The sequence below is a fragment of the Novosphingobium rhizovicinum genome (assembly GCF_040813635.1).
Taxonomy (GTDB): Bacteria; Pseudomonadota; Alphaproteobacteria; order Sphingomonadales; family Sphingomonadaceae; genus Novosphingobium; species Novosphingobium rhizovicinum.
Genome location: NZ_JBFNXR010000022.1, coordinates 55,773 through 78,660 on the forward strand (window position 1 = coordinate 55,773; position 22,888 = coordinate 78,660).

The 22,888-nt window shown below is 63.3% G+C and carries 18 protein-coding genes; 12 read left to right on the forward strand and 6 right to left on the reverse strand.

Going from position 1 to position 22,888, the window contains the following annotated elements; translation table 11 throughout:
• Positions 1-34: 34 nt before the first annotated feature.
• Together ABUH87_RS08080 and ABUH87_RS08085 are read left to right on the forward strand one after the other, a co-directional pair.
• Complete coding sequence (locus tag ABUH87_RS08080; protein WP_367772332.1) at positions 35-790, forward strand: DsbA family protein; 756 nt, start codon at positions 35-37, stop codon at positions 788-790.
• A gap of 30 nt (positions 791-820) precedes the next feature.
• A complete protein-coding gene (locus ABUH87_RS08085; protein ID WP_367772334.1) occupies positions 821-4,246 on the forward strand; it encodes a chromosome segregation SMC family protein in 3,426 nt (1,141 codons plus the stop codon).
• A 32-nt stretch (positions 4,247-4,278) separates the two neighbouring features.
• Here the strand turns inward: ABUH87_RS08085 and ABUH87_RS08090 are convergent, their stop codons facing one another.
• Both ABUH87_RS08090 and ABUH87_RS08095 read right to left on the reverse strand, forming a co-directional pair.
• Complete coding sequence (locus ABUH87_RS08090; protein ID WP_367772336.1) at positions 4,279-4,500, reverse strand: hypothetical protein; 222 nt, start codon at positions 4,498-4,500, stop codon at positions 4,279-4,281.
• A 67-nt stretch (positions 4,501-4,567) separates the two neighbouring features.
• Complete coding sequence (locus ABUH87_RS08095) at positions 4,568-4,774, reverse strand: cold-shock protein (protein WP_159870064.1); 207 nt, start codon at positions 4,772-4,774, stop codon at positions 4,568-4,570.
• A 330-nt stretch (positions 4,775-5,104) separates the two neighbouring features.
• Here ABUH87_RS08095 and ABUH87_RS08100 point away from each other — a divergent pair, with 330 nt between their 5' ends.
• A complete protein-coding gene (locus ABUH87_RS08100) occupies positions 5,105-5,950 on the forward strand; it encodes a class I SAM-dependent methyltransferase (protein ID WP_367772339.1) in 846 nt (281 codons plus the stop codon).
• Positions 5,951-6,364: 414 nt separating this feature from the next.
• On the opposite strand, the gene rpoC is transcribed toward ABUH87_RS08100, so the two are convergent.
• The gene (rpoC, locus tag ABUH87_RS08105; RefSeq protein ID WP_367772341.1) at positions 6,365-10,669 is read right to left on the reverse strand and encodes a DNA-directed RNA polymerase subunit beta'; all 4,305 of its coding nucleotides are present in this window, start codon (positions 10,667-10,669) and stop codon (positions 6,365-6,367) included.
• A gap of 74 nt (positions 10,670-10,743) precedes the next feature.
• Entirely contained in the window at positions 10,744-14,937 is a 4,194-nt protein-coding gene (rpoB, locus tag ABUH87_RS08110; RefSeq protein ID WP_367772343.1) for a DNA-directed RNA polymerase subunit beta, read from the reverse strand.
• Between the two features lie 830 nt (positions 14,938-15,767).
• On the opposite strand from rpoB, the gene ABUH87_RS08115 reads away from it, so the two are divergent.
• From ABUH87_RS08115 to rplL, 7 genes are all read left to right on the forward strand, one after another.
• Positions 15,768-16,400 (forward strand): hypothetical protein, encoded by a 633-nt coding sequence (locus ABUH87_RS08115; protein WP_367772345.1) that lies wholly within the window; start codon positions 15,768-15,770, stop codon positions 16,398-16,400.
• 175 nt (positions 16,401-16,575) lie between these two features.
• The gene (locus ABUH87_RS08120; RefSeq protein WP_367772347.1) at positions 16,576-16,734 is read left to right on the forward strand and encodes a hypothetical protein; all 159 of its coding nucleotides are present in this window, start codon (positions 16,576-16,578) and stop codon (positions 16,732-16,734) included.
• A 22-nt stretch (positions 16,735-16,756) separates the two neighbouring features.
• On the forward strand, positions 16,757-17,308 hold the full coding sequence (locus ABUH87_RS08125) for a DUF2975 domain-containing protein (RefSeq protein ID WP_367772349.1): 552 nt from the start codon (positions 16,757-16,759) through the stop codon (positions 17,306-17,308).
• Entirely contained in the window at positions 17,308-17,586 is a 279-nt protein-coding gene (locus ABUH87_RS08130) for a helix-turn-helix domain-containing protein (protein ID WP_367772351.1), read from the forward strand. The genes ABUH87_RS08125 and ABUH87_RS08130 overlap by 1 nt, the downstream gene beginning before the upstream one ends.
• Before the next feature lie 111 nt (positions 17,587-17,697).
• Positions 17,698-18,390 carry an SDR family NAD(P)-dependent oxidoreductase gene (locus ABUH87_RS08135; protein ID WP_367772353.1) on the forward strand — a complete coding sequence of 231 codons (693 nt, stop codon included), beginning with the start codon at positions 17,698-17,700 and terminating at the stop codon, positions 18,388-18,390.
• A gap of 314 nt (positions 18,391-18,704) precedes the next feature.
• Positions 18,705-19,220 (forward strand): 50S ribosomal protein L10, encoded by a 516-nt coding sequence (gene rplJ / locus ABUH87_RS08140; protein ID WP_367772355.1) that lies wholly within the window; start codon positions 18,705-18,707, stop codon positions 19,218-19,220.
• 87 nt (positions 19,221-19,307) lie between these two features.
• Entirely contained in the window at positions 19,308-19,685 is a 378-nt protein-coding gene (gene rplL, locus ABUH87_RS08145) for a 50S ribosomal protein L7/L12 (RefSeq protein WP_367772358.1), read from the forward strand.
• Between the two features lie 236 nt (positions 19,686-19,921).
• Here the strand turns inward: rplL and ABUH87_RS08150 are convergent, their stop codons facing one another.
• Together ABUH87_RS08150 and ABUH87_RS08155 are read right to left on the reverse strand one after the other, a co-directional pair.
• The gene (locus tag ABUH87_RS08150) at positions 19,922-20,353 is read right to left on the reverse strand and encodes a nuclear transport factor 2 family protein (RefSeq protein ID WP_367772360.1); all 432 of its coding nucleotides are present in this window, start codon (positions 20,351-20,353) and stop codon (positions 19,922-19,924) included.
• Positions 20,354-20,364: 11 nt separating this feature from the next.
• Positions 20,365-20,820, reverse strand: coding sequence for a c-type cytochrome (locus tag ABUH87_RS08155; RefSeq protein ID WP_367772362.1), 456 nt, complete (start codon positions 20,818-20,820; stop codon positions 20,365-20,367).
• Positions 20,821-21,029: 209 nt separating this feature from the next.
• Between ABUH87_RS08155 and ABUH87_RS08160 the strand changes: the two genes are divergently transcribed.
• On the forward strand, positions 21,030-22,436 hold the full coding sequence (locus ABUH87_RS08160; protein ID WP_367772364.1) for an MATE family efflux transporter: 1,407 nt from the start codon (positions 21,030-21,032) through the stop codon (positions 22,434-22,436).
• A 137-nt stretch (positions 22,437-22,573) separates the two neighbouring features.
• A complete protein-coding gene (gene groES, locus ABUH87_RS08165; RefSeq protein WP_367772366.1) occupies positions 22,574-22,861 on the forward strand; it encodes a co-chaperone GroES in 288 nt (95 codons plus the stop codon).
• Positions 22,862-22,888 lie beyond the last annotated feature (27 nt).

Below are 22,888 nucleotides of genomic sequence, written 5' to 3' on the forward strand. Positions count from 1 at the left end.
TAGCTGATGCCCCTGCTCTGAGAAGGACCCTTGCATGATTTCCCGGATTCGCTCCTTCGCGCTTGCCGCCGCGGTAGCGCCTTTTGCACTGGCTCTTGCCGGATGCGGCGACAAGACCCCTACTGAAGCGCCGACCAGCAGCGAAGCGATCGAGAAGGTGCCTGCGCCTGCAGGTAAGTCGTGGTCGGAGGTCGTCACCAAGACTGAAGAAGGCGGCTACCGGATGGGCAATCCAGAGGCACCTGTCCAGTTGGTCGAATATGGCGCCCTGTCCTGCTCGCACTGCGCAGACTTCGCCAAGGAAAGCTCTGAGGAGTTGCACAACGAATACGTCGACAGCGGGCGAGTAAGCTACGAGTTGCGCTTCTTCATGCTGAACGCTCTCGACGTCCCCGCTACACTTCTGGCGACTTGTGGCTCGACAGAGGCAGTCATTCCTCTGAGTGAGCAGTTCTGGGCTTGGCAGCCCACCCTGTTCAGCAACCTGCAAAGCGTGGGCGATGCAAGGCTGCAGCAGGCGGCGGCCCAGCCTCCGGCGCAGCGCATGCAGGCGATCGCCGATCTCTCCGGGATGACAGAGTTCTTCGCTGCACGCGGGATCTCCCGCGATCAGGCAGCCGCATGCCTGACTGACACAGCCAAGGCGGAAGCGCTGGCCAAGCAGACGGAAACCGCCGCGACCAAGTACAACGTGACGGGTACACCCAGCTTCTTCATCAACGGCGCACCCGTCGGCACCGCTGACTGGGCGACTCTCGAGAACAAGCTGCAAGCTGCCGGAGCGCGCTGATCGCGGAGCAGCCGGAGGCCCGAACCCACGATGCGCATCCGGCGGCTGAAACTCAGCGGCTTCAAGAGTTTCGTCGAAGCCGCTGAACTGCGCATCGACCCGGGGCTCACCGGAGTCGTGGGCCCCAACGGGTGCGGCAAGTCGAACCTGCTCGAAGCGATCCGCTGGGTCATGGGTGAAAGCTCGCCCAAGTCCATGCGTGGCGGCGGAATGGAGGACGTGATCTTCGCCGGGACGGCGGCCCGGCCACCGCGTGCGTTCGCGGAAGTTGTTCTCCACGCCCAGACTTCAGACGGAGAAGAACTCGAGGTCCTGCGCCGCATCGAGCGGGGTGCCGGCAGTGCATACAGGGTCAACGGCCGCGATGTGCGGGCCAAGGACGTCGCCCTCATCTTCGCCGATGCGGCGACCGGTGCGCACTCGCCGGCACTCGTCAGCCAGGGAAGAATAGCTGCCGTCATTGCCGCAAAGCCTGCTGAACGGCGCGCCATGCTGGAAGAGGCCGCGGGCATCGCCGGCCTGCACGTTCGCCGCAAGGATGCCGAAAGCAAGCTTCGCGCAACGGAAACCAACCTGTCTCGCCTGGACGACCTGATGGCCGGGCTCGACAAGCAAGTCACCGCCCTGCGGCGGCAGGCTCGCGCAGCCGAGCGTTACAAGGCGCTCTCTGACCAGATCCAGACGTTCGAAGCCCGCCTCGTCTTTGCTCGCTGGCGAGACGCCGCAGCAGCAGCGGATAAGGCCCGCACCGAGGCCGCGCATGCCGAGGCAAACGTCGCCCGCGCCCAAGAGGCGGCAGCTCTCGCCCAGAAGGCCCAGGCGAAAGCCGCAGAACTACTGGCAACCGCACGCGATGTCGTGGCGGACCGGCGAGACGACGCCAACGCACAAGAACATCGCCTGACCGCGCTTACCGGCAAGCTCGAAGCCGCCGAGCAACGGCTCACTGACCTTGACCGCCAGCGGGATCGGCTAAAACAGGACTGCAGCGAGGCCGACCGGATCACGCAAGACGCCGCGGATGCCCTCCGCCGGCTGCAACGCGAACTGGCTGCAGGGTCGGATAATCTCAAGACCGCCGAAGGAGAACGGCCTCACCTTGCGGCAGCGTTGGAGAGATCGGAAGCGGTCGCAAGAGCCGCCGAGCTGGACCTGGCCCAGGCAACCGCCGAACAGGCGGGCGTGGAGGCCGAATGGCGTATCGCTGCTGCGGAAGTGGAGCAGGCGCGTACGCGTGCGGAACGCGCGGGGAAAGAGGCGGCGCGCCTGTCAGCCCTCCTGCAAGGCCTCGCCAGCACAAGCGAGGCCGATGCAGCCGTCCAGCTGGCCGTTGCGCGTCGGGACGAAGCAGCGCAGCGAGTGACCGATGCACGTGCGACGCTGGATCACCTCAGCCAGCGAAAGGCTGAACTGCAGTCGGCTCGCGATGTGGCGGCCGAAGCGCTCGCCGCTGCACGCGTAGACCTTAGCGGCATCGAGCGAGAACATGCGGCGTTGTCGCGCGACCGTCTGGCCAGAGCGAAGAGCGCCAAGGCAGCCCATGGACTGCCGACCGCGATCGATGCCGTGCAGGTCGCACCGGGGTTCGAGCGCGCCCTTGCAGCGGTTCTCGGTCGCGATGCCAAGGCACCACTCGGCAATCCACCACCGTCCTCTGAGGGGCGCTTCTGGGCGGGAACAACGCCCCCGCCGCCACTCCCGGACAGCCTGTCGCATCACCTCACCCGGTGCCCGCCGGAACTGCTTGCCCGTCTTGCCTTGGTCCGCTTTGCGGAGGCAGACGAAGGAAGCGAACTGAAGCCGGGTGAATGGCTTGTAACCCGCAGCGGCGCGCTGCGTCGGTGGGACGGTTTTGTGGCGCGTGGCGAAGGTGCTGCCGAAGCGGCACGGCTTGAGGCAGAGAACCGCTTCTCACTGCTTGATGCGCAACTGCCCTCCCTTCGCGATAAGGTGCAATCTGCCGAGCAGGAGGCTACTGGCGCGCAGAAGGCGCTGACAGAGCTGCAGGCGACCATCGTGGCTGGCGAACGCGAAATTGCGGCAGCCGCAGAACAGGAACGAAGTGCATTGCGTGCCGCGGATCAGGCGGAAGATGCCCGCACGCGCCTCGTCACGCGCCGCGAAGAACTTGAGCGTAGCGCCAACGAGGCAGGGGATCAGCAGCGCGCGGCGGAAGCCGAGAGACAAGCGGCACGCCTGCGGCAGGAAGCGCTGCCTGACCCCCAGGAAGGACGGGCCGCACTCGATCGGGAAAAGGCGATCCAGGAGCAGGGCCGTCGCGCCATGCAAGCCGCGACGGCCGCGCTCGCGGCTCATGACCAGGCACTTGCCGCTCTGCGCGAGCGCACAGCCGCGCAACGCGCCGACGTCCGTGGCTGGCAAGCGCGCTCGGGCGATGCGGCCAAGCGCCTGACCGAAGCGACACGAAGGCTCGAAGACATTGAGCAGGAGCGCACCGGCATTGCCGCACTCCCGGTCGCGCTATCGAAGGAGATACAGGCCGCGAAGGAGATACAGGTCCGCCTCGCCGGTGAGCTTGCCCAGGCGGAATCGCAGCTCGAGAGCGCCGCCCAAGCTGCGCGCGAGGCCGACGCGGAACTCGCCAGGGGGCAGGAGGAGCTCTCAGCCGCTCGCGAAGCACGCGCCGGTGCCGCTGCTCGAGCAGAGAACGAGGATGCCAGGCGCGTCGAGATGAACCGGCTTGCCGGAGAGCGCTTCCAGTCACCCCCGCCCCTGTTGCCCGGCAAGTTCGGGTTCACAGCCGAAGAGGTTGGCGCGGCAGAGAACGAAACCGGGTCCATGAACCGCCTCGTCTCTGAGCGGGAGCGAATTGGGCCCGTCAATCTCGTCGCGGCCGACGAACTGTCCCAAGCCGAGGAGCAGCTAAGCACCAGCGCGACAGAGAAGGCCGAACTCAGCGAAGCCGTTAACCGGCTGAGAGGATCGATCGGCAATCTCAATCGCGAAGGGCGAGAGCGACTGCGCGCCGCGTTCGAGACGGTGGACGAACACTTCCGGCGGCTTTTCACGCGCCTGTTTCAGGGCGGGCAGGCACATCTCGCTCTCGTGGATTCAGATGACCCGCTGGAGGCCGGCCTGGAGATTTTCGCCCAGCCTCCCGGCAAACGCCTCCAGTCTCTTACGCTATTGTCGGGCGGAGAGCAGGCGCTGACTGCTGTAGCTCTGATCTTCGCGCTCTTCCTGACCAACCCGGCGCCGATCTGCGTGCTGGACGAAGTCGATGCGCCACTGGACGATGCCAATATCGAGCGCTTTTGCGATCTTCTGGATGCGATGGCGACCGAGACGCAGACCCGTTACCTGATCGTCACGCACAATGCTGTCACGATGAGCCGGATGCATCGCCTCTTCGGCGTAACCATGGTTGAAAAAGGCGTTTCGCGCCTTGTCAGCGTCGATCTCGGCGCTGCGGAAGAACTGGTCGCGGCGGAATAGCCATCCGCATCAGAAGCCACAAAGGCTTTGCGTCACCCCGCTGGGGCGGCGGCCTGTGCAGTCTGGCGCGCTGCCTCTGCAGCCGCTTCGCGCTTGGCGCGGGATTCTTCGGTCTTGCGAGCGCGCGACGCCATGTCGCGCCAAGCGGCCTCGGAGCGCAGCGCGCGATCCCGCACGTTGTCCAACTCTGCAGCTTCTGCGGCCTGAGCAGCTTCCTGTGCGCGTTCTGTGGCGAATTCGTAGCTGATGCTCATGGCGGCTCCTTGGTTGAGAGGACGGCGGGTAACCGGACCGGCCGAATGACCGATCCGGCATTCCGCGTCAGGCAGAGGCGAGGTTCGTTGCCGATTCCTTGCCGTTGCGGCCGCGCTCGACTTCGTACGAGACGCGCTGATCGCGCTCAAGCGTCATCATGCCGGCGGCCTGGACTGCGGAGATGTGGACGAAGCTGTCGGCTCCGCCGTTGTCGGGCTGGATGAAGCCATAGCCCTTGTCGGCGTTGAAGAACTTTACAGTGCCGATAGGCATAAGCGTTTCCTTTCAAGAAACAGTTGCCCGACCGCAACATGCGGCAAGGCCGTGCGTCGGGTCGTCAATCGAAAGGAAGTCGTCGTCAGGCTTGCGCTCTTCCCCCAAGAGATCCCGGAGTCCGCACGCTCACAAATCGGCAAAGTCCGTCGCAAAATTCGACGTCAGCGGATCTCTTGTAACACAGAGGGGCGCATTCACCTAATCAGCCCGCCGTGCGCGGTGCCCGGCTTATGCTCAAACTGTCTATGATGAGGAACGGGTGACCATTGACCGCCGGACACCTTAATATATTGTTTACCAAGCCGCACAGGCCGGGGCCAAGACAACATGCAGACGCAAACCGCTTCGCCGTCAGGGGCGACGGAGCCGAAATACAAACCGTGGGAGCTTCCCCCACTGCCCGGCGAGACGCCGGCCGAGCTCGCTTGGCGGCGCAATCTGGCCTACTTCGAGTATCAGCACGACAGCGTTCGCGAGTTTTGGCGACGCATCCCAACGGCACCCGACCTTCGTGGCAAGAAAATCCTGGAACTGGGTTGCGGACACGGCACGCTGAGCGTCGGAATGGCGCAAGCCGGAGCGGCAGAGGTCTGGGGCTTTGATCTCGATGACGAGCGGATCAGCTTCGCGGAGCGCCATGTACCCGCCCAGTTCCCCGAGTACGCCAGTGCAGTGCACTTCCGCTGCGAAGACATCTGCGATTACCTCTCGCCGCAGACCGAGGGCACGATCGACATCATCGTGTCCAAGGACACTTTCGAACACATCATCCCCCTGAACGAGACGGTGGAGGCCATGCGGCGCCTGCTCAAGCCGGGCGGATATGCAGTGATCGGCACCAGCCCGCTTTACTACAGCCCGTTCGGCGATCACGGGTGGTATCTGGGGCCGGGCAAGCCGTGGTCTACCCTCATCCCCGAACCCATCCTCTTCAAGCTTGCTGGAAAGCGGGCGGGACGCCCCATCCGCAGTGCTCACGACATGGGCCTGAACAAGATGACCCCAGCCGACTTCCGCCGGGCCTTCCCGGCTACGGACTGGCGGACCAAGGCAATCGACTACAATCAGGGTGGCGGAATGGGCATGAAAGCCTTCCGTGTTCTTCGCCGCATCGGTCCACTAGAACCGATCTTCACCACCAGCATCTACACGGTGATGGAACGCATCCGCTAGCCCGCAACGCGCGAGCGTAGGACGGTGCTGCTAGCGGAGGAGCACTTCTAGCTTGGCACACGCCATCTCGATCGGGCTCATGCCGAGACCGTAAGGCGGCAGGTAGAAGATCTGAGCGCCGCCTGCAGTCGTTGGTCAGCGGATGTCAGCGGCCTTCACGAGGGACCAAGTCGTCGGGACGATCAGATCCATCGCAGTCGCCCCACGACGCCGATTTGTAAATCGAACAACTCGCCGCGCGGGATGCCTCTCGGACGCCGCTCATCGTGAGAGCGTCCTGGTAGCGCACGCTCACTTTTGAGCGATACCCTGTGTCTACGTCTCCTCTCATCCCGTGCCTTCTTTCTTAGCAAAAACCCCGCCGGATTTCTCCGACGGGGTTCTCTTTTGCCTTCGAAAGGAAAGGACGACGGCTTACGCCTGCTCGTCGCCCTCGCCCTCGCCCTCGCCTTTGATCAGGTAATCACCTGCGTCGGCGTCGGTGCCGTGGGCCTCGCCTTCCATGACGGCCAGCGGATCATCGCCGAGGTCGTCAGCCGGATCGCGCTGCAACTCGGCCGCGTGCTCTTCCGCCGCTGAACGAGGCGCTACGAGCGACTCCTGCAGCTTGCGGTAAGAAGCACGCAGCGCGGCATCGCGGCTGGACGCCGCCACGCGAACGCGGTTCATGCCCGCGCCCGTGCCTGCCGGGATCAGGCGGCCGACGATCACGTTTTCCTTGAGGCCGATCAGCGAGTCCCGCTTGCCCTCGACAGCCGCCTGCGTGAGCACGCGGGTGGTCTCCTGGAACGACGCGGCCGAAATGAACGAACGCGTCTGCAGCGAGGCTTTGGTGATGCCCAGCAACACCGGCTTGCCCTCGGCAGGACGCTGATCCTTCTCGAGCTTACCGTTGATCTCGAGCATCTCCTCAAGGTCGACCTGCTCGCCCGGCAGCAGCGTGGTGTCACCGCTGGCCGTGATCTCGACCTTCTGCAGCATCTGGCGAACGATCACCTCGATGTGCTTGTCGTTGATCTTCACGCCCTGCAAGCGATAGACTTCCTGGATCTCCGCACAGAGATACTCCGCCAGCGCTTCCACGCCGAGCACTTCGAGGATGTCGTGCGGATCGGGCGAACCGGAGATCAGGTTGTCGCCCTTCTTCACGAAGTCGCCTTCCTGAACGTCGATCACCTTGCTCTTGGGGATCAGGTACTCGACAGGCTCGCCCTCGTCCGGGATGATCGCGATCTTGCGCTTGGCCTTGTAGTCACGCACGAACTCAATGCGGCCACTGGTCTTGGCGATGATCGCGTTGTCCTTGGGCTTGCGCGCCTCGAACAGTTCGGCGACGCGCGGCAGACCGCCCGTGATGTCACGGGTCTTGGCGGCTTCGCGGCTTGCGCGGGCAATGATGTCACCCGCTTCGACCGCCTGCCCATCCTCGACCGAGAGCGTGGCACCCGGAGCGAGCATGTACCGCGCCGCCTCACCCGACTGCTCGTCGAGCAGAGTGATGCGCGGACGCAGGTCCTCCTTCTTCTTGGCCCGGCTGGACGAACGATCCTCCGTCACCACACGGCTGGTCATGCCGGTCGCCTCGTCCGCCTGCTCAGTCAGCGTGCGGCCGTCGATCAGATCCTGATAACGGATCACGCCCGAAGTCTCGGTGATGATCGGCAGGGTGAACGGATCCCACTCGGCCAGGCGCTCACCTTCCTTCACGCTCGCGCCGTTCTCGTGGAGCAACACAGTACCGTAGGGCACGCGGTGCATGGCGCGCTCGCGGCCCTCGCTGTCGAGGACGACGATCTCGCCGTTGCGGGCGAGGCTCAGGCGGCGGCCGCGCTTGTCCATGATGGTCGGGACGTCGCGATATTCGACGGTACCATCGCAGATCGACTCGAGGTGGCTGGTCTCGTTGAGCTGCGCCGCACCACCGATGTGGAACGTACGCATCGTGAGCTGCGTGCCCGGCTCACCGATCGACTGTGCGGCGATGACGCCGACAGCTTCGCCGATGTTGACCGGCGTGCCGCGAGCGAGATCACGCCCGTAGCACTTGCCGCAAACGCCCTGCGTTGCCTCACAGATCAGCGGCGAGCGAATGCGCGCGGCCTGGATGCCGGTTGCTTCGATCTTCGCCACGGCAGCCTCGTCGAGCAGGGCGCCGCTGGCGGCGACCACACTGCCTTCCTTGTCGACGATGTCCTCCGCCAGGGTGCGGCCCAGGATACGCTCGCCCAGCGAGGCGATGGTCGAACCGCCCTGCACGATCGAGCGCATTTCCAGCGCCCGCTCGGTTCCGCAGTCGTCAACCACGACAACGCAGTCCTGCGACACGTCGACCAGACGGCGAGTCAGATAACCCGAGTTCGCCGTCTTGAGCGCGGTGTCGGCCAGCCCCTTACGGGCGCCGTGCGTCGAGTTGAAGTATTCAAGAACGGTCAGACCTTCCTTGAAGTTCGAGATGATCGGCGTCTCGATGATCTCGCCCGAAGGCTTGGCCATCAGGCCACGCATACCCGCGAGCTGCTTCATCTGCGCTGGCGAACCACGCGCACCGGAGTGGCTCATCATGTAGATCGAGTTGATCTGCTTCTGACGACCGGTTTCCGGATCGATCGGCATCGCACGGATTTCGTCCATCATGGCATTCGCCACCTGGTCGCCGCAGCGGCTCCAGGCGTCGATCACCTTGTTGTACTTCTCCTGCTGCGTGATCAGGCCGTCCTGGTACTGCTGCTCGTAGTCGGCAACCAGCTCCTTGGTCTCGTTGACCAGCGCAACCTTGCTGTCCGGAATGATCATGTCGTCCTTGCCGAACGAAATGCCCGCCTTGAACGCGTGGCGGAAGCCAAGGCTCATGATCGCGTCCGCGAACAGCACCGTGTCCTTCTGACCGGTGTGACGATAGACCTGATCGATAACGTCACCGATCTCCTTCTTGGTGAGGAGGCGGTTGACGACTTCGAAAGGCACCGTGTGCGACTTCGGCAGACATTCGCCGATGAGCATGCGGCCCGGAGTCGTCTCGACGCGGAGCATATACTCGTTGCCCTTCTCGTCCGTCTGCGGGATGCGCGTCTGGATCTTCGAGTGCAGCGTGACGGCACCAACGTGCAGCGCCTGGTGCACTTCGGCGATGTCGGACAGCATCATGCCCTCGCCCGGCTCGCCTTCGCGATCCATCGAGAGATAGTACAGACCCAGCACCATGTCCTGCGAAGGCACGATGATCGGCTTGCCGTTCGCGGGCGACAGGATGTTGTTGGTCGACATCATCAGCACGCGTGCTTCGAGCTGGGCTTCCAGCGAAAGCGGAACGTGGACGGCCATCTGGTCACCGTCGAAGTCGGCGTTGAAGGCCGAGCAGACGAGCGGGTGAAGCTGGATTGCCTTGCCCTCGATCAGCACGGGCTCAAACGCCTGGATGCCCAGACGGTGCAGCGTGGGCGCGCGGTTCAGGAGGACCGGGTGCTCGCGGATCACCTCGTCCAGGATATCCCAGACTTCCTTGCGCTCCTTCTCGACCCACTTCTTCGCCTGCTTGAGGGTCATGGACAGACCCTTGGCGTCGAGACGGGCGTAGATGAACGGCTTGAACAGTTCGAGCGCCATTTTCTTGGGCAAGCCGCACTGGTGCAGCTTGAGCTCCGGTCCGGTCACGATCACCGAGCGGCCCGAATAGTCGACGCGCTTACCCAGAAGGTTCTGGCGGAAGCGGCCCTGCTTGCCCTTGAGCATGTCGGACAGCGACTTGAGCGGACGCTTGTTGGCGCCGGTAATGACACGCCCGCGACGGCCGTTGTCGAACAGGGCGTCGACGGCCTCCTGCAACATGCGCTTTTCGTTGCGCACGATGATGTCGGGCGCGCGCAGCTCGATCAGCCGCTTCAAACGGTTGTTGCGGTTGATGACGCGGCGATAGAGATCGTTGAGGTCCGACGTCGCGAAACGGCCACCGTCCAGCGGAACCAGCGGACGCAGTTCCGGCGGAATGACTGGTACGACGTCGAGGATCATCCACTCGGGACGGTTGCCCGAATCAATGAAGGATTCGACGACCTTGAGGCGCTTGATGATCTTCTTGGGCTTGAGCTCGGACTTCGTCGTCCGCAGCTCTTCCAGAAGGTCATCGCGCTCCTGCTCGAGGTCCAGGCTCATGAGCATGTGCTTGACCGCTTCAGCGCCGATGCCGGCGCTGAACGCATCCTCGCCATACTCGTCCTGCGCGTCGAGCATCTCGTCTTCGGTGAGCAGCTGGTACTTCTCGAGCGGGGTGAGACCCGGCTCAATGACGATGTAGCTCTCGAAGTAGAGGACACGCTCAAGCTGCTTCAGCTGCATGTCGAGCAGCAAGCCGATGCGCGAAGGCAGCGACTTCAGGAACCAGATGTGCGCGACAGGCGCGGCCAGCTCGATGTGGCCCATGCGCTCACGGCGCACCTTGGTGACGGTGACTTCGACGCCGCACTTCTCGCAGACGACGCCCTTGTACTTCATGCGCTTGTACTTGCCGCAAAGGCACTCGTAGTCCTTCACGGGGCCGAAGATGCGCGCGCAGAACAGACCGTCACGCTCGGGCTTGAACGTGCGATAGTTGATCGTTTCCGGCTTCTTGATCTCGCCGAAGGACCAGGAGCGGATGCGCTCGGGCGAGGCGAGACCGATCTGGATCTGATCGAAAGTCTCGGGCTTTGCCATCTGGTTGGTGAACTTGCTCAGGTCGTTCATAGTTCAGTCCCTCTTGGGGTATTTCGTAAGCGGAGCGGTGGAGCGCTGCCCTTTCGGGGCAGCGCTCCGAAAGTTCACTCCGCCGCCAACCGGCCGTTGTTGATCGCCTCATCGTCGGCATCGTCGTGGTCGATGACCGAGTTCAGTTCGACGTTCAGGCCCAGCGAGCGCATTTCCTTGACGAGCACGTTGAAGCTCTCGGGGATGCCGGCCTCGAAGGTGTCGTCACCCTTGACGATGGCTTCGTAGACCTTGGTGCGTCCAACCACGTCGTCGGACTTCACCGTCAGCATCTCCTGCAAGGTGTAGGCGGCACCGTAAGCCTGCAAGGCCCAGACCTCCATTTCCCCGAAGCGCTGACCACCGAACTGCGCCTTGCCGCCCAGCGGCTGCTGGGTGACGAGCGAGTAAGGCCCGATCGAACGTGCGTGGATCTTGTCGTCCACGAGGTGGTGCAGCTTCAGCATGTAGATGATGCCAACCGTCACCTTACGGTCGAACTTGTCGCCGGTACGTCCGTCGAACAGGTCCGACTGTCCCGACTTGTCGAGCCCGGCAAGCGCCAGCATGTCCGCAACGTCGTTCTCGACCGCGCCGTCGAACACCGGAGTGCCCATCGGCACGCCCTTGGTCAGGTTGCCCGCCAACTCCAGCAGCGACGCCGTGTCGCGGCCGTCGATGTCGTCGTGGTACTGCTCGCCGTAGATCGTCTTGAGCCGTTCACGAACTGCCTCGGGAGGCGGTCCTGCCTCTGGGTTCGGATTGGCCCGACGCCAGTCTTCAAGCGCTTCCTTGACCTGCTGGCCAAGACCGCGCGCGGCCCATCCCAGGTGCGTCTCGAAGATCTGACCCACGTTCATGCGCGACGGCACGCCCAGCGGGTTGAGCACCAGGTCGACCGGGGTACCATCCTCAAGGAACGGCATGTCTTCTACCGGCAGGATGCGGCTGATGACGCCCTTGTTGCCGTGACGGCCGGCCATCTTGTCGCCCGGCTGCAGCTTGCGCTTCACCGCCACGAAGACCTTGACCATCTTGAGCACGCCGGGAGCCAGCTCGTCGCCGCGCTCCAGCTTCTCCTTGCGATCCTCGAACTTCTCCTGGATCGCCTTGACCGTCTCGTCGTACTGCGACTTCACGGCTTCGAGCTGCGACTGAACGTGGTCGTCGGCGACCGCGAACTTCCACCACTCGTGCCTTTCGACTTCGCCGAGCAGCGCATCGTCGATCACGCCACCCTTCTTCACGCCCTTGGGAGCCGCCGTGGCAGTCTGGCCCAGGAGCATGTCGCGCAGGCGGTTGTACGTCGCGCGGTTGAGAATGGCGCGCTCGTCCTCCCGATCCTTGGCGAGGCGTTCGATTTCCTCGTTCTGGATCGCGCGGGTACGGTCGTCGATCTCGATACCGTGACGGTTGAACACGCGGACTTCGACGATCGTGCCGGAGACGCCCGGCGGCAGGCGCAGCGAGGTGTCGCGCACGTCGCTCGCCTTTTCACCGAAGATCGCACGCAGCAGCTTCTCTTCCGGCGTCATCGGCGATTCACCCTTGGGGGTGATCTTGCCGACGAGGATGTCGCCGGGGTGCACTTCGGCACCGATGTAGACGATGCCCGCCTCGTCGAGGTTGCGCAGGGCTTCCTCGCCAACGTTCGGGATGTCGCGAGTGATGTCCTCTGGCCCCAGCTTCGTGTCGCGGGCCATGACCTCGAACTCCTCGATGTGGATCGAGGTGAAGACGTCGTCCTTCACGATCCGCTCGGAGATCAGGATGGAGTCCTCGTAGTTGTAGCCATTCCAAGGCATGAACGCCACGAGACTGTTGCGCCCCAGCGCGAGCTCACCCAGTTCGGTCGAGGGACCGTCCGCGATGATGTCACCAGTGGCCACGACATCGCCCACCTTCACCAGCGGACGCTGGTTGATGCAGGTGTTCTGGTTGGAGCGCTGGAACTTCTGCAGCGTGTAGATGTCAACGCCTGACTTGCCCGGCTCGATGTCACCCGACACGCGAATGACGATACGGGTGGCGTCGACCTGATCGACCACGCCACCACGCGAGGCCGAGATGGCCGCGCCCGAGTCGCGCGCCACCGTCTCTTCCATGCCGGTGCCCACGAACGGTGCGTCAGCCTTGACCAGTGGCACCGCCTGGCGCTGCATGTTCGAGCCCATCAGTGCGCGGTTCGCGTCGTCGTTCTCCAGGAACGGGATGAGCGAGGCCGCGACGGACACGAGCTGCTTGGGCGAAACGTCCATCAGCGTGATCTGGTCGCGCGGGCTCATCACGAACTCGCCGTTCTGGCGAGCCGACACGAGCTCTTCGACGAAGCTGCCGTCCTCGTTGGTCTCGGCCGACGCCTGTGCGACGGTGTGCTTCTGCTCCTCCATGGCGGAGAGATACACGACCTCTCCGCTGACCTTTCCGTCCACGACCTTGCGGTACGGCGTCTCGATGAAACCGTACTTGTTGACGCGCGCGAAGGTCGAAAGCGAGTTGATCAGACCGATGTTCGGGCCTTCCGGCGTCTCGATCGGGCAGATGCGGCCGTAGTGAGTGGGGTGAACGTCTCGGACTTCGAAGCCCGCGCGCTCACGGGTAAGACCGCCAGGCCCGAGCGCCGAGACACGGCGCTTGTGGGTGACTTCCGAGAGCGGGTTGGTCTGGTCCATGAACTGCGAGAGCTGCGACGAGCCGAAGAACTCGCGCACCGCGGCCACAGCGGGCTTCGCGTTGATCAGGTCGTTCGGCATCACGGTCGACACGTCGACCGAGCTCATGCGCTCCTTCACGGCGCGTTCCATGCGGAGCAGGCCAACGCGGTACTGGTTCTCCAGCAGCTCGCCCACCGAACGCACACGGCGGTTGCCGAGGTTGTCGATGTCGTCGATCTCGCCCTTGCCGTCCTTCAGGTTCACCAGTTCCTTGACCACGGCGAGGATGTCCTCGGTGCGCAGCGTGGTGACGGTGTCCTCGGCATCAAGGCCAAGACGCATGTTGAGCTTCACACGGCCAACGGCCGAGAGGTCGTAGCGATCGGCATCGAAGAACAGGCCGTCGAACAGAGCCTCTGCGGTCTCCTTCGTCGGCGGCTCGCCGGGACGCATGACCTTGTAGATCGCCTCGAGACCCATCTCGCGGTTCTCGGCCTTGTCGGCCTTGAGCGTGTTGCGCATCCAGGGACCGGTGTTGACGTCGTCGATGTCGAGCAGTTCGATCGCATCGAAACCGGCGGCGTCGAGCGCCTCCAGATTCTCCGGCGTAACCTCGTCACCCGCCTCGATATAGATGCGGCCGGTTTCCTCGTTGATGAGGTCCTTGGCGGAGTAGCGGCCGAAGATCTCCTCGGTCGGAATGAGCAGTTCGGAGAGACCGTCCTTCTGCGCCTTGTTGGCAGCACGCGGGCTGATCTTCTGGCCCGCCGGGAAGACGACCTCGCCCGAGCTGGAATCAACCACGTCAAACGCCGGCTTCAGGCCACGCCATGCCTCTGGCACGAACGGCAGGCGCCAGCCACCCTCACCGCGCTTCCAGGTAACGGTCTCGTAGAAGTGATCGAGGATCGCCTCGTCATCAAGTCCCAGCGCATAGAGCAGCGCGGTGACCGGCAGCTTGCGCTTGCGGTCGATACGGACGTTGACGATGTCCTTGGCGTCGAACTCGAAGTCGAGCCACGAACCGCGGTAGGGGATCACGCGCGCTGCGAACAGGAACTTGCCCGAAGAGTGCGTCTTGCCGCGATCATGGTCGAACAGCACGCCAGGCGAACGGTGCATCTGCGAGACGATCACGCGCTCGGTGCCGTTGACGATGAAGGTGCCGTTCTCGGTCATGAGCGGCATATCGCCCATATAGACGTCCTGCTCCTTGATATCGAGCACGGAGCGAGTCTCGGTCTCGGCGTCCACTTCGAACACGATCAGGCGCAGCGTCACCTTCATCGGCGCTGCGTACGTGATGCCGCGCTGGCGGCACTCGGTCTGGTCGTACTTGGGGTCTTCCAATTCGTAGTGAACGAAGTCCAACTCGCTGGTGCCGGCGAAGTCACGGATCGGGAACACCGAGCGCAGCGTCTTCTCCAGACCGGACACATAACCCGTCGACGGGTCGGAGCGGAGGAACTGTTCGTAGCTCTCACGCTGAACCTCGATCAGGTTCGGCATCTGCACGACCTCGTGAATGTCACCGAAGATCTTGCGGATACGCTTCTTGGCCGAACGCAGTCCCTGCTTGGGCTGAACGTCGGAGTGGACGGGCTTGGTCGCCATGAAAGGGTCGCCTCTTCGCTACTCGGAACGACCGGAACAGACCGGCCGACAATCGATAATCTCTCGCGATTCTGCCGCCTGAGCGGTCACGCCATCAGCAGACGCAATAAGGGCCGCGTGCGCACGCCACCCTAAAGGAGGCCTGCAACCCGCAGCCTGATGCGTCAGATGGTACCCGGATCCGCTTCCTTCCCTGACAAGCCCCCGCGCTGGACTCATCTTGCTCGAAGCGTCGAGCGGACCTCGCATATAAGGGGATGCGTCACGCCTGTAAACCCCCACGCGCCTGACCCGAGCGCCAGCACAAAGGCTATCGGGACGCCCCGTGAGGCAATAAGCCAAGCGCCGAGTAGTATGAACATCTATTCATAATTGGAGCGTGATTATTACTCACCTAGGATAGCGAACTCAACTCACCGCTTCCGAGTATTCATTCTATCGGTTATTTGCGATCACCCTTGCCAACTGATCCTCCAAAGCAACGTTTGACGATCATGAAGCACGCAACATTCCAATCGCTCAGCGCCACAGCGGTGGTTTCCGCCGCTCTCGCGCTTGGAACCACATCCGTCTTGGCTCAAGAGGCTGGCCCGACGATCGAAGTTCCGCCGCCTCCTATTACTTTACCTGCTGCAGCGGATACTTCATCGATTTCTGCCGCGACTGATCCGAGCGCACCGGCCATTACGCTCCCTGCAGCCCCCGCTGCCCCTTCGGTCGCCCTCCCCGTCACGCCATCAGCCCCCGTCATTCAAGCATCAGCAGTTCCAACCGCAAGCGAGACGGCAACTGAGCCGACGACAGCAGCGACTCAAGCCCGTTCTCGCGGCGTGACGCCCCGGCCCGAGGCTGCTCCGCTCGCAGCAGCGACGGCAGCCAGCCAAGCACCCGGTTCGGCGGAACAGCCCCGCGCCACGCCTGCGCAGGAGGGGCCCGCGACAGCGCCTGCAGCCATCACCGACCCGGCGAGCGATGTAGAGCCGGTGCGGCAGGCCGCCCCTGCCCAGGCTGAGGAGGTCGAGGCGCGGGTGCCTGCGGATGACGGTGATGGTATCCCGGGCGAGACGGTCGCGGGGATCCTCGCTGCGCTTGGGCTGGGCGCGGCAGGATATGCGGCCATGCGCTCGCGTCGTCGCCGTCGCTCCGACGCGCTGGATGATCCGCCTGCCGAGCCACAAATTGGTCACACGGCCCCAGTTCCGACCACTGCGACAGCTGCGGCTGCACGGCCTGCCATGGCCGCGCCCTTCGGGAGCCGTGCCGAGCTGTTGGACCGGATGGTGGCAGCGGAACCGGATGCGGCCAACCCATTCACCTCAGGCAAGGCCCGCCGCCGGCGTGCGCGCCTGATCCTGCAGCAACGCGATGCGCAGATAGAGCGCGACACGGCACAGTTCGACTGGCGAACCTACCGCCCTCAGAATGCAAACACCCCAGCAGTTCCTCCACTGGTCACGGCCTGAACCCTCTACCGTGGCCAGTCCTGGGCGGCTCCCTTGCGGAGCCGCCCCTTTTCTTGCGCGAGGCGAACGGAGAGATTAGCGCCCCAGTAGCACATCGTTTTTCGATATTATCGATTGACGATATGGCGAATCAGGATTATTGAATTTCGATATCAAGCATATCGGAGATCGAACAATGACCCGCCAAGCTCCCCGCTCCTTCGCCGCCGTCCTCGCGCTCACCCTGAGTGTCGCACTCTGGTCCCAGGCGCTTTCACCCGCCACTGCCGCTCTCGACAATGGTACGAAGGCACCTCTTGTGGTCGCCGCCGCCACGCCGCTGGTCCTGATGTAAGCAGCAAGGCCGGAGACTCACTATGACGTCGATCACGCGCGACCCACTGCTCGCCGCCGCCAAGGGCATCCTCTGGTTCCTCATGGGCGTCATGCTCGTAGGAGCTGTCGCATGCGTCGTGGCCATGCCAGCTATGCTCCTGCTGCAGGACAACATCACGATACAGCTAGGAAAGGACGCGCCAACAGTTCCGGTGCCGACGCTTCTGTGGGCACTTGCAGGCCTGCTGGTGTTTGTGATCGCGCTGCTGCTGGTCCTGTTCAGGATCTTCCAACTCCTGAAACGCATCGTGAGCACCGTCGGCGAGGGCGACCCCTTCGTGCCCGAGAACGCGACGCGTTTGACGCAGATGGCGTGGCTGACACTTGCGGTGCAGCTCGTCACGCTCCCGATCAGCGGGTTTGCTGACTGGATCGATGAGGCCTTCGCCGATGCACCCGAAGTTCATAGTGACATTACCATCAACGCGGGACTGTCCGGCAACGGCCTCCTGCTGATGCTTATCCTGTTCATCCTGGCCCGCGTGTTCCGCAAGGGTGCCGCCATGCGCGCCGAACTGGAAGGCACCGTGTGATGGCTCCCAAGGCAAAACCCACCGCCGACGATTCCGAAACCGAGGGAACCCGGATCGTGGTGAAACTCGACGACCTGCTCTATCAACGGCGCATGACGTTGACGGAGCTGGCCGAGAGGATCGGCATCACACTGGCCAATCTCTCGATCCTCAAAACCGGTAAGGCCAAGGCAATGCGCTTCTCAACACTGGAAGCGATCTGCCGCGAGTTGGACTGTCAGCCGGGCGATCTCCTGGGTTATGACAAGGAGAGCAGCGGCGAGCCCGAACCCATATAAGGGCGTATAAGGTTCGATGGCGAAACAAGCATCGAGCATCGTCGGGCCTTGCAGCTGCCATTCTGGGCCGGGCCAGTTCCCTTGCGATATCCGCACTGATAGTTGCCGGTCATGGCAAAACACATTCTCTTGACGGGTGGCGGCCGCGGCATCGGAGCGGCAATCGCCGAAGCTCTGCGCGAACGCGGCGCGAAACTTTTCGCAGCCACCAGTGCCGACGCGGACCTGTCCGAACCTCACGGGCCGACTCTCTTATGGGAGAAGGCTCTCGAACAATTGGACGGGCGCGTTGACGTCCTCATCAATAACGCGGGCATTTTCGAAGCGGCTCCAATCAGTGAACCAGACGCTGTCTGGCTGGCAAGCTGGCAGCGCACGATGACAGTCAACCTCGAAGCGTCCGCATGCTTGTGCCGCTCGGCAGTACTGGCCTGGCAGGCCCGGCAGTGCGGTGGCCGCATCGTCAACATCGCCAGCCGCGCGGCTTACCGGGGGGACAGCCCTGCTCACTGGCACTATGCCGCTTCGAAGGCAGGCATGGTGGGCATGACCAAGACGATTGCACGCGGTTACGGCCGCGAGGGAATCCTGGCCTTTGCAGTCTGCCCTGGCTTTACGATGACCGGCGCAGTCGATGACTATCTCGCGAGCCGGGGCGGAGAGGCTCTGCTGGCGGACATACCGCTGGGCAGAGTTGCCGATCCGGAGGAGATCGCACGCATTGCCACCTTCCTGGCTCTCGACGCGCCGCCGTCGATGACCGGCGCCATCGTCGATGCCAACGGCGCCAGCTATGTACGTTGAACGCTTGCTGCCAAGGTAAACTTGACTCCCGGAGCAATTAGCGGCAAAGGCGCGCGCTGACTGGCCGCCCAGGTTCCACCGAAGCTGCCGAGTCATCCGTCCGAGACAGCTGGTGAGGGTTTCCCTCTTAATCTCCAGCCTAGACGGGGACAGAGACATTCAGGCCCCTCGCTCCTGCGCGGTGCCGCTTTCGCATCTTGAATGCGGACTCCTTCCCCATCGAAACGGACTTGTCCGCTCCGCACCCGCGGACCGGGAAAACGTAGCCGGTCGTCAGGCCCTCGGGTCCGGCGGCCATTGTGAAGGAGTAAGGCATGGATCGTTCGCAGAAAGCCGAATCGGTCGCCCAGCTCAACGCGGTCTTCAACGAGGTCGGCGTGGTGGTGATCACCCGCAACCTCGGCATGACGGTGGCTCAGTCCACCGACCTGCGCAACAAGATCCGCGATGCCGGTGCGTCCTACAAGGTTGCGAAGAACCGTCTTGCCAAGCTTGCCATCGCGGACACCGATTATTCGGGTATCGGCGACTTCCTGACCGGCCCGACGGCCATCGCCACTTCGGTGGACCCCGTCGCAGCCGCCAAGGCCGTCGTCGACTTCGCCAAGACGACCGACAGGATCGAGATCGTCGGCGGCGCGATGGGCACGCAGGTTCTGAATGCGGATGGTATCAAGGCGCTCGCCACGATGCCCTCGCTCGACGAAATGCGTGGCACGCTTATCGGCCTCATCCAGGCACCGGCGACCAAGATCGCCCAGCTCACGGTCGCTCCGGCGTCCAAGCTGGCGCGCGTCTTCAACGCCTATGCCGAGAAGGACGCCGCGTAAGCACCTGCTTACCAGACGTTTCAAAGCGATTTGCCCCGGTTCGTCCGACCTTCGGCGCCGGGTTCAAAAACTTAGGAGTGAAATACCATGGCCGATATCGCCAATCTCGTTGAAGAACTCTCGAAGCTGACCGTCCTCGAGGCCGCTGACCTCGCCAAGGCTCTCGAAGAAGCATGGGGCGTTTCCGCCGCTGCCGCCGTTACCGTTGCTGGCCCGGCTGCTGGTGGTGGCGCTGCTGAAGCCGCTGAAGAGAAGACCGAATTCGACGTCATCCTGACCGGCGACGGCGGCAAGAAGATCCAGGTCATCAAGGAAGTCCGCGCCATCACCGGCCTGGGCCTCGCTGAAGCCAAGGCTCTCGTCGAAGGCGCTCCGAAGCCCGTCAAGGAAGGCGCTTCGAAGGCTGAAGCCGAAGAGATCAAGAAGAAGATCGAGGAAGCCGGCGGCACCGTCGAGCTCAAGTAATCTTCTTTTCCGGATCTCCGGAAGAAAAGGAAAGGGCGGCTCTGCGGGGCCGCCCTTTTTCTTTGCACGCCTGGCACGCTCGCTCCCGCTCACATGTCATCTGCCGTTCAGCATCAACGCGGCAGCATGTGTCCCGCCGGACAGCCAGGCACTTGGCCGACGGCATGAAGCATTCTCAAGTTGTCCCCGAAGGAGCGGTGTCTTGAGGCACCGCTCCTTTTCTTTGCCTTCGGAACTTAGATCCGCAGCACGCTATCGGGCGCAAACCACAAGGTACGGGGCCGGCGATGGGCTATCAGCCAAGCGTCCCCTTCGCGCCGCAACGTGTCCACATAGAACCCATTGTGGTCGAGCCCTGCCGCACTAGTGACGAGCCAATACGTGCGGACAGTGGCTGCGTTTCCGCCGGAAAAGGCTATGTGACACGTGGTCAGATGGTGGCTCACGAAGCCTGGTGCCCCATTCGCCGGCTGCGGGAACACAGAGGGCGCGCACATCCAGGCGAGAATTTCGTCGCGACCCGCGATTGTGCGGGTCTCCAGTTCCAGCACACCATCTTCGGTGTAGCAGTTCGCATATTCCTCTGCCTTGCGAGCATCCCCAGCTTGGGTGCAGACGGCAAGACGCTGCCGGATTGTCTCTGTCCAGCGTGCCTGTTCGTCAGTCAAACCCGTCGCTCTCACTTCAGCGTCTCGAGGTAGTCGATGATGGCCTTGCGACCTTCTGCATTGGGAATGCCCACGATCATACGCGTGCCCGGCACCATCTTCGTTGGCGCCTTCAGCCATGTGTCGAGAGTCTCGGCATTCCATACGATGCCGGAAGACCTGAGGGCTTCTGAATAACCAAAGCCCGGCAAACTTGCCGCCTCCTTGCCCCAGATACCCGCCAAACTGGGGCCGATCCCATGGCGCCCCGGCACGACGGTGTGGCATGAACGGCAAACCGCGAAGGCAGCTGGAGGCTGACCGGTCTGCTGCGCCTGCCGGGTGGCAAGCTCAGTGGGCGCTGCTGCCGTCTGCGAAACAGGATCGCCCTCCCCAACCTCGACCGCATTTTCACCCTCTCCTTGAGAGCCCTGCCCGCAAGCGCTTAACAAGAGGCAGACAAGCAAGAGCGACCGGCGGATCATCATAACTGGCAGGTTCCCGAACTGTGCGAAAGCATGAACCCCGCACCTATGGCAGAAGCGTAAGGTAGGAAAGCGCAAGAGAGCTCCTGGTTTAATTCAGCGGCTTGAATCATGGCAGTTTCCCCTTTCCCGGCATTGCCGATGCGGATATCAGCGACCGCCACGAGTGCATCGGACATCCTGGCAGTTTCACCTCTTCTGCTGACGGAACGATGACGGCTCCTGCTCCCCTCACCCAGCGTGCCCCCCGGCTCTTTCGTGACGAACTGAGTGCGACCTTGCGCCTCTCAGTTCCACTTGCCGCCGCGAACATCCTGCAAATGGCGGTTTTCGCGACCGACGTAATGTTCGTCTCACGCCTGGGGCAAGAAGCCCTTGCGGCATCGAGCCTGGCCGTGGCGATCTTCGGCCTCATGCTGATGGGTTTCTTCGGCCTCACCGGCGCGGTCGCCCCGCTCATTGCGGCCGAGATCGGTCGCCGCCGCCACGCTGTCCGCGAGGTGCGCCGCTCCGTCCGTATGGCACTTTGGCTTTGCGGTTTGCTGGGCGTCATCGGCATTGCCGTGTGCCTCACGGGCGAGACGATCATTCTGGCCACAGGACAGCAGCCTGTCCTTGCGCGCCGCGCCGCAGAGTTTCTGGAGGTCTGCGCCCTCAGCGTGATCCCCATGCTCGTCATCAACGTGCTGCGCACCTTCGTCTCTGCGATGGGGCGCCCGTTCTTCGCCACGCTTATCACCGGCGCATCGATTGCGGTGAACGCCTTCGGCAACTGGGTGCTGGTATTCGGCAACCTCGGAGTGCCACCGCTTGGTCTGCTCGGCTCACCTCTGGCGAGCTTTCTCACCGCGTGCGTGACCGTTCTGGCCTACTGCATAGCGATCCGTTCCGACCGCCACTTGCGACGCATGCACATTTTCGGCCGCTGGTGGCGTCCAGAATGGTCGCGACTGCAGCAGATCGTGGCACTGGGCGTGCCGATCGCCGCGACACTGCTCGCAGAGGGCGGCCTATTCAGCAGTGCCGCATTTCTGATGGGGCTAATCGGAGAGGCGCAGCTTGCCGCCCACACTGTCGCTCTGCAGATCGCATCGATCTTCTTCCAGATACCCTTCGGCATCGGTCAAGCAGCCACAATCCGGGTCGGCTATCACTTTGGCGCCAAGAACCGCGAGGCAATTGGGCGAGCGGGTTGGGCAGCGCTGGTCATCGGACTGGCGTTCGTCGGCTTCTCCGCCGGTGCCATGCTCGTCTTTCCTGCGCTGATCGTCTCCGCCTATGTCGACATCGAGGCTCCGGCAAACGCAGCACTCCTCGCATTTGCCGTGCAGTACCTGCTGGTCGCCGCAGCGTTTCAGCTCGTGGACGGCGCTCAGGCGGTGGCAGCCGGAGTCCTGCGCGGAATGCAGGACACGCGCATACCCATGGTCATCGCCATCATCAGTTACTGGGCCGTCGGGTTCGTAGTCGCCTACGCCTTGGGTCTCCACACGCCGTTGAGTGGCATCGGCGTGTGGATAGGGCTCGCAGTGGGACTGACTGTAGCGGCTGCCTTGCTGCTACTACGATGGATCCGGCGTGACCGGCTGGGCCTTCTTCCGACCCCCGCACTCGCCTGAGCGGACCCCAGGACCCGACTGGCAAAAATTCTCGCGCCGTCCTTGACGCCCCCTCGCCATCAAACCATATGCGCGGCGTTGGCACTCTCTACGTGAGAGTGCCAAGATGCTTTTTTGATTGGATGAGGGAGAATCCCATGAGTTTCCGTCCGCTGCACGACCGTGTTCTCGTGCGCCGCGTCGAGGCCGAGGAGAAGACGGCCGGTGGCATCATCATCCCTGACAGCGCCAAGGAAAAGCCCGCCGAGGGTGAGATCGTCGCCGTCGGCGAGGGTACCCGCGATGACGATGGCGACCGTATCGCCCTCGACGTGAAGGTGGGTGACCGCGTTCTCTTCGGCAAGTGGTCGGGCACCGAAGTCAAGGTGAACGGCGAAGACCTGCTGATCATGAAGGAATCGGACATTCTCGGCCTCATCGGCTGAGCATCCGCCTATCCTAACCCAGTTTTC

Excerpts from the sequence above, each read along its gene's own strand:
- ABUH87_RS08080 (WP_367772332.1), top strand. The coding sequence starts at position 35 with ATGATTTCCCGGATTCGCTCCTTCGCGCTTGCCGCCGCGGTAGCGCCT.
- ABUH87_RS08085 (WP_367772334.1), top strand. The coding sequence starts at position 821 with ATGCGCATCCGGCGGCTGAAACTCAGCGGCTTCAAGAGTTTCGTCGAA.
- ABUH87_RS08090 (WP_367772336.1), bottom strand. The coding sequence starts at position 4,500 with ATGAGCATCAGCTACGAATTCGCCACAGAACGCGCACAGGAAGCTGCT.
- ABUH87_RS08095 (WP_159870064.1), bottom strand. The coding sequence starts at position 4,774 with ATGCCTATCGGCACTGTAAAGTTCTTCAACGCCGACAAGGGCTATGGC.
- ABUH87_RS08100 (WP_367772339.1), top strand. The coding sequence starts at position 5,105 with ATGCAGACGCAAACCGCTTCGCCGTCAGGGGCGACGGAGCCGAAATAC.
- rpoC (WP_367772341.1), bottom strand. The coding sequence starts at position 10,669 with ATGAACGACCTGAGCAAGTTCACCAACCAGATGGCAAAGCCCGAGACT.
- rpoB (WP_367772343.1), bottom strand. The coding sequence starts at position 14,937 with ATGGCGACCAAGCCCGTCCACTCCGACGTTCAGCCCAAGCAGGGACTG.
- ABUH87_RS08120 (WP_367772347.1), top strand. The coding sequence starts at position 16,576 with ATGACCCGCCAAGCTCCCCGCTCCTTCGCCGCCGTCCTCGCGCTCACC.
- ABUH87_RS08125 (WP_367772349.1), top strand. The coding sequence starts at position 16,757 with ATGACGTCGATCACGCGCGACCCACTGCTCGCCGCCGCCAAGGGCATC.
- ABUH87_RS08130 (WP_367772351.1), top strand. The coding sequence starts at position 17,308 with ATGGCTCCCAAGGCAAAACCCACCGCCGACGATTCCGAAACCGAGGGA.
- ABUH87_RS08135 (WP_367772353.1), top strand. The coding sequence starts at position 17,698 with ATGGCAAAACACATTCTCTTGACGGGTGGCGGCCGCGGCATCGGAGCG.
- rplJ (WP_367772355.1), top strand. The coding sequence starts at position 18,705 with ATGGATCGTTCGCAGAAAGCCGAATCGGTCGCCCAGCTCAACGCGGTC.
- rplL (WP_367772358.1), top strand. The coding sequence starts at position 19,308 with ATGGCCGATATCGCCAATCTCGTTGAAGAACTCTCGAAGCTGACCGTC.
- ABUH87_RS08155 (WP_367772362.1), bottom strand. The coding sequence starts at position 20,820 with ATGATGATCCGCCGGTCGCTCTTGCTTGTCTGCCTCTTGTTAAGCGCT.
- ABUH87_RS08160 (WP_367772364.1), top strand. The coding sequence starts at position 21,030 with ATGACGGCTCCTGCTCCCCTCACCCAGCGTGCCCCCCGGCTCTTTCGT.
- groES (WP_367772366.1), top strand. The coding sequence starts at position 22,574 with ATGAGTTTCCGTCCGCTGCACGACCGTGTTCTCGTGCGCCGCGTCGAG.